The sequence below is a fragment of the Streptomyces milbemycinicus genome (assembly GCF_002154605.1).
Taxonomy (GTDB): domain Bacteria; phylum Actinomycetota; class Actinomycetes; order Streptomycetales; family Streptomycetaceae; genus Streptomyces; species Streptomyces milbemycinicus.
Window position 1 is genome coordinate 1 of sequence record NZ_MUNE01000359.1, and the last position, 5,821, is coordinate 5,821.

A 5,821-nucleotide genomic window follows, 5' to 3' on the forward strand; every position below is an offset into this window, starting at 1 on the left:
AGCGTGGACGCCTCGGCCGGGTCCCCGGCCGACTGCGCGGCCTTCGCCTTCCCCGCCTTCTCTTCGGTCTTTGCCATGTCGCACAGCCTATTCAGAGGGGCTGACAACGGCGCGGACCGTGAATTCGCCCTCGGCGACCCGCGCTCTGAGCTCTTCGTCCTCGCTCACCTCGGCCGCCGCCCGGACCACCGCCCCGTCCGCGCGCTGCAGCACCGCATAGCCGCGCCGCAGCGTCGCGGCGGGGGACAGGGCCACCACCCGGGCGTGGGTGTGTGTCAGCTCCGAGTCCGCCCGGTCCAGCAGATGGCCGAGGCAGCGCCGGCCGCGGTCCAGCAGCCCCGCGATCTGCTCCGCCCGCTCGTCCACCATGCGGTGCGGCTGCCGCATACAGGGCCGGGCCAGCGCCGCCGCGAGCCCCCGCTCCTCCCGGTCCAGCAGGCCGCGCGCGCTGCGCAGGGCGCGCTCGCGCAGCTGCTGGATCCGCAGCAGCTCCTCGCCCACGTCCGGCACGACCTTCTTGGCCGCGTCGGTGGGCGTGGAGGCACGCAGGTCGGCGACCAGGTCCAGCAGCGGCGAGTCCGGTTCGTGTCCGATCGCCGAGACGACCGGGGTGGCGCAGGCGGCCACGGCCCGCACCAGCTGCTCGTCGGAGAAGGGCAGCAGGTCCTCCACGCTGCCGCCGCCGCGCGCCACGATGATCAGGTCCACCTCCGGCAGCGCGTCGAGCTCCTGGACCGCCTCGACCACCTGCGGTACGGCATGGACGCCCTGCACCGCGACATTGCGCACCTCGAAGCGGACCGCGGGCCAGCGCAGCCGTGCGTTCTCCAAGACGTCGCGCTCGGCCGCCGAGGCGCGCCCGCAGACCAGCCCTATCAGCTGCGGCAGGAACGGCAGCGGCTTCTTCCGCTCGGCCGCGAACAGCCCCTCCGCGGCCAGCGACTTCTTCAGCAGCTCCAGCCGGGCCAGCAGCTCACCGACCCCGACCGGCCGGATCTCGGCGGCCCGCAGGGACAGCTGGCCGCGCGGCGCGTACCACTCCGGTTTGGCGTGGACCACCACCCGGGCGCCCTCGGTGACCGTGTCCGCGACCTTGTCGAAGACGGCGCGGAAGCAGGTGACAGTGAGCGAGATGTCGTACGAGGGGTCGCGCAGCGTCAGGAACACCACCCCGGCGCCGGGGCGCCGGGACAGCTGGGTGATCTGCCCCTCGACCCATACCGCCCCGAGCCGGTCGATCCACCCGCCGATCAGCCGGGACACCTCGCCGACCGGGATCGGCGTCTCCGCGGACGTGTTGACAGCCATGTCCGCGAGCGTATCGGCCGCCACTGACAATGGCCCGGGGCCATGGCCCCTACCATGGGGAACATGACCGCAACGACAGCCCGCCGGGTCCTGCTCGCGGCCCCCCGCGGCTACTGCGCAGGCGTGGACCGTGCCGTAATCGCCGTCGAGAAGGCCCTCGAGCAGTACGGGGCGCCGATCTACGTGCGCAAGGAGATCGTCCACAACAAATACGTCGTGCAGACCCTCGAGAAGAAGGGCGCGATCTTCGTCGACGAGACGGAGGAGGTGCCCGAGGGATCCATCGTGATCTTCTCGGCCCACGGCGTCGCACCCGTCGTCCACGAGGAGGCCAGGCAGCGCCGGCTGGCCACCATCGACGCGACCTGCCCGCTGGTCACCAAGGTCCACAAGGAAGCCGTCCGGTTCGCCAAGGAGGACTACGACATCCTCCTGATCGGTCACGAGGGCCACGAAGAGGTCATCGGCACCAGCGGCGAGGCGCCGGACCACATCACCCTCGTCGACGGCCCCGGGGATGTGGAGAACGTCCAGCTCCGCGACGAGTCCAAGGTCGTCTGGCTGTCCCAGACCACCCTCTCCGTCGACGAGACGATGGAGACCGTGGACGCGCTCAAGGAGCGGTTCCCGGCGCTGATCAGCCCGCCCAGCGACGACATCTGCTACGCCACGCAGAACCGCCAGACCGCGATCAAGCAGGTGGCCGCCGAGGCCGACCTCGTCATCGTCGTCGGCTCCAAGAACTCCTCCAACTCGGTACGGCTGGTCGAGGTCGCCCTTGGCGCCGGCGCCAAGACCGGGCATCTGGTCGACTTCGCCAGCGAGATCGACGAGGCCTGGCTGGAGGGCGTCACGACGGTCGGCGTGACCTCGGGCGCCTCGGTGCCGGACGTGCTGGTCGAGGGCGTGCTGGAGTGGCTGGCCGAGCGTGGCTTCGGGGATGTGGAGGTCATCCAGCCGATGCAGGAGAGCCTGACCTTCTCGCTGCCCAAGGAGCTGCGCCGCGACCTCAGGGCCGAGGCGGCGGCCGCGGTGGCGGAGGCCGCTCCTGCCGAAACCCTCTAGCCTTCTGATCATGGAACCGACGCACACCGCATCGCAGCAACAGGCGCCGCAGCAGGCGCAGCAGCAAGCGCAGTCGCAGTCGCAGCCTGAGGCCGCCGTCCGTCCCGGCGACGCCGTCAGCGTCCTGGGCGTGGACATCGGCGGCTCGGGCATCAAGGGCGCGCCGGTGGACCTGGCGCGCGGGGACCTGGCCGTGGAGCGCTTCAAGGTCCTCACCCCGCAGCCGTCCACGCCCGAAGCGGTGGCGGAGAGCGTACGGGAGGTCATCGACTCCTTCGGCTGGTCCGGGCGGCCGGTCGGGGTGACCTTCCCGGGCGTGGTGACCAGCGGTACGACGCGCACCGCCGCCAACGTCGACAAGAGCTGGATCGATGTCGACACGGCGGCGCTGCTCGGCGAGCGCCTGGGGTCGCCGGTCACGGTGGTCAACGACGCCGATGCGGCCGGTATCGCGGAGATGACCTTCGGCGCCGGGCGCGGCCGTACGGGCACGGTCATCCTGCTCACCTTCGGGACCGGCATCGGCAGCGCCGTCTTCATCGACGGGCGCCTGGTGCCCAACACCGAACTGGGCCATCTGGAGCTGGCCGGTCACGAGGCGGAGAAGCGTGCCTCGACCAAGGCCAAGGACGACCACAACCTGAGCTGGCACAGCTGGGCGCACCGGGTGCAGCGGTATCTCGAGCACGTGGAGATGCTGTTCTCGCCCGAGCTGTTCGTGATCGGCGGCGGGGTGAGCCGTAAGGCGTCGAAGTTCCTGCCACTGATCGAGGGGATCAAGGCCGAGATCGTGCCTGCGCAGCTGTTGAATAACGCGGGGATCGTGGGGGCCGCGATGGCTGCCCGGACCGCGATGGCTGCCCAGGCCGAGACGGCTGGTCAGGCCGCGACGGCTGGTCGGCCCGAGGCGGCTGATCGGGCCGCGACCCGCGACTCTGCTGCTGCTCCCACTGCTGGCGCTGGTTCCGCCGACTGACCAGGGCGCCCTTGCGCGCCAGTACGATCAGCGAGGTCAGCAGCGTTCCGGCGTAGAGCCAGCCGGCGGTCAGCGACAGCGAGGTGAACACGCCCATCGTCTGCCCGGCCAGGCCCGCCGTCCCTTCGTTGATCGGCAGCAGCCCGAACGCGAACGCGATCGGCACCCCGACCGGCGCCGCGGCCAGGTCCACGGGCCGTACCCACAGCCCGCAGGCCACGCTCACGAGCAGGAAGGTCACGCCGTACGAGGTGGTGGAGCCGGAGAACAGCATCGCGTCCAGGCAGCCGAAGGCCAGCATGGCGACGGTGGCCAGCAGCCCCGCCCCGAAGCCGGTGAGGCGCGGAGTGGGATAGCGCAGCCCGGCCACCGCACGCCGTACGGCCGGCCCCACGGCGTCCGCCGCAGTCGCGGGCGCCGGCCGCCGCGCCGCCTCGCCCGCCCCGCTTCTCTCCCTGTCCCGGCTCTCCCGGTTGTCCCGAGTCTGCTGGCTGCCTCGGCTCACGTCTCTGTCGTCCGCCGCCGGGCGGGGCGACGGGGCGTATGAACGTCGCGGGGGACGGGTGCTGTATGGCTCCACCCGACCAACGTAGGTCGAGGGGCGGCGAGAATCCGGCGTTGGACACGCCCTTCGCAGGACCTTGGCAGTGTGTTCGACCGATTGTCAGTCCGGCCGGGTGACATGGAGCGGCCCCGTAGACTGGTGCATCGGCCCCGCAGCGGGCCTCGTCCCTGTCGTCACATTCTCGCTACGGGAAGTTACGGGAAGTCGCCAACGTGTCGCTCACGATCGGAATCGTCGGTCTGCCGAATGTCGGCAAGTCGACCCTGTTCAACGCCCTGACCAAGAACGACGTGCTGGCGGCCAACTACCCGTTCGCCACCATCGAGCCCAACGTCGGCGTGGTCGGTGTCCCCGACCCTCGCCTCGACACCCTCTCCGAGATCTTCGGCTCGGCCCGTAAGCTCCCCGCCACGGTCGACTTCGTCGATATCGCGGGCATCGTCAAGGGCGCCTCCGAGGGCGAGGGCCTGGGCAACAAGTTCCTGGCGAACATCCGTGAGTCCGATGCGATCTGCCAGGTCATCCGCGCCTTCAAGGACGAGAACGTCGTCCACGTCGACGGCAAGGTCTCGCCCAAGGACGACATCGAGACGATCAACACCGAGCTGATCCTCGCCGACCTCCAGACCATCGAGAAGGTGCTGCCGCGCCTGGTCAAGGAGTCGCGGATCCAGAAGGACAAGCAGGCCCAGGTCAAGGCAGTCGAGGAAGCCAAGGCCATCCTCGACGAGGGCCGCACCCTCTTCTCCGCCGGCATCGTCCAGGGCACCGAGCGCGCCGCCGTCCTCCACGATCTGCACCTGCTCACCACCAAGCCCTTCCTCTACGTCTTCAACGTCGACGAGGACGAGCTCACCGACGACGCCTTCAAGGACGAACAGCGCGCCCTCGTCGCCCCCGCCGAGGCGATCTTCCTCAACGCCAAGCTGGAAGCCGACCTCGCCGAACTCGACGACGAGGAAGCCCTCGAACTCCTCCAGTCCGTAGGCCAGGACGAACCCGGCCTCGCCACCCTCGCCCACGTCGGCTTCGACACCCTCGGCCTCCAGACCTACCTCACGGCCGGCCCCAAGGAGTCCCGCGCCTGGACCATCAAGAAGGGCGCGACCGCCCCGGAGGCGGCCGGTGTGATCCACACCGACTTCCAGAAGGGCTTCATCAAGGCCGAGGTCATCTCCTTCGAGGACCTGGTCGCCACGGGCTCGGTCGCCGAGGCGCGCGCGGCGGGGAAGGCCCGGATGGAGGGCAAGGACTATGTGATGCGGGACGGGGACGTGGTGGAGTTCCGCTTCAACGTCTAGTTCCTCCCCGAGCTCGCCCCCTGATCGACATTTGCGCAGTTCAGGGGGCGATTCGCTGCTTGGATTCGTGCGTTGCGGCGGAATGTTCAAGGTCGGGGTTCGCGAGATGCGACGCAGCGTTTGCGCAAGTCAGGGCGTTGCCGTCCGACTTGTTGAATCCGGGCGGGGTTTCCGGTTGCTGGATTTTTGCTGGTTCGGTCGGCGTGGCTGAGCGGCCTCTGGGAAGTGAGGCACGCCCCCACGCCGCCCGGCACGGCACCTCGCTGCGTTGTCGGAGTCGCCCGCTACGCCGCGGCAGGGGGTGCCTCCCCCAGCGGTAGCTGGGGGAGGCATATCGACCGCAGCGCCCAGTACGAGGGCCCGCGGCGGCAGCCGCTGATGTCGCAGCCTCCGCCCTGCGATGCTCCCCCAGTTACCGCCGGAAGGTGCCCTGCACCGGACGACGCGGGGACGCACCCCACTTCCCCGATCGCCAATCTGCTGGGGTTCGTCGCCGGCCACGTCCTCTACACCGGACAGCAGACCTTGCCGCATCGGCCACACCGGGATGCTGCAACGGGCCTGGGACCGGGTGCTGGAAACCAAGCCGGTGCTGCTGGTCCTCAT

At 70.1% G+C, this 5,821-nt stretch carries 4 protein-coding genes and 1 pseudogene; 3 read left to right on the plus strand and 2 right to left on the minus strand.

Translation table 11 applies throughout. From position 1 onward, the window contains the following. Positions 1-87: 87 nt before the first annotated feature. Positions 88-1,308 carry an exodeoxyribonuclease VII large subunit gene (xseA, locus tag CCN51_RS27725; RefSeq protein WP_043490313.1) on the minus strand — a complete coding sequence of 407 codons (1,221 nt, stop codon included), beginning with the start codon at positions 1,306-1,308 and terminating at the stop codon, positions 88-90. A 54-nt stretch (positions 1,309-1,362) separates the two neighbouring features. On the opposite strand from xseA, the gene CCN51_RS27730 reads away from it, so the two are divergent. Next, entirely contained in the window at positions 1,363-2,373 is a 1,011-nt protein-coding gene (locus tag CCN51_RS27730) for a 4-hydroxy-3-methylbut-2-enyl diphosphate reductase (protein WP_193383717.1), read from the plus strand. Between the two features lie 124 nt (positions 2,374-2,497). Further along, positions 2,498-3,349 carry a polyphosphate--glucose phosphotransferase gene (ppgK, locus tag CCN51_RS27735; RefSeq protein WP_238545645.1) on the plus strand — a complete coding sequence of 284 codons (852 nt, stop codon included), beginning with the start codon at positions 2,498-2,500 and terminating at the stop codon, positions 3,347-3,349. 70 nt (positions 3,350-3,419) lie between these two features. On the opposite strand, the pseudogene CCN51_RS59680 reads toward ppgK, so the two are convergent. Then, positions 3,420-3,650, minus strand: a pseudogene (locus tag CCN51_RS59680) (DUF6542 domain-containing protein); the annotation flags it as partial. Between the two features lie 476 nt (positions 3,651-4,126). Here CCN51_RS59680 and ychF point away from each other — a divergent pair. Next, positions 4,127-5,215: a redox-regulated ATPase YchF gene (gene ychF, locus CCN51_RS27745; RefSeq protein WP_014176747.1), complete on the plus strand. Its 1,089-nt coding sequence runs from the start codon at positions 4,127-4,129 to the stop codon at positions 5,213-5,215. Positions 5,216-5,821: the final 606 nt, after the last annotated feature.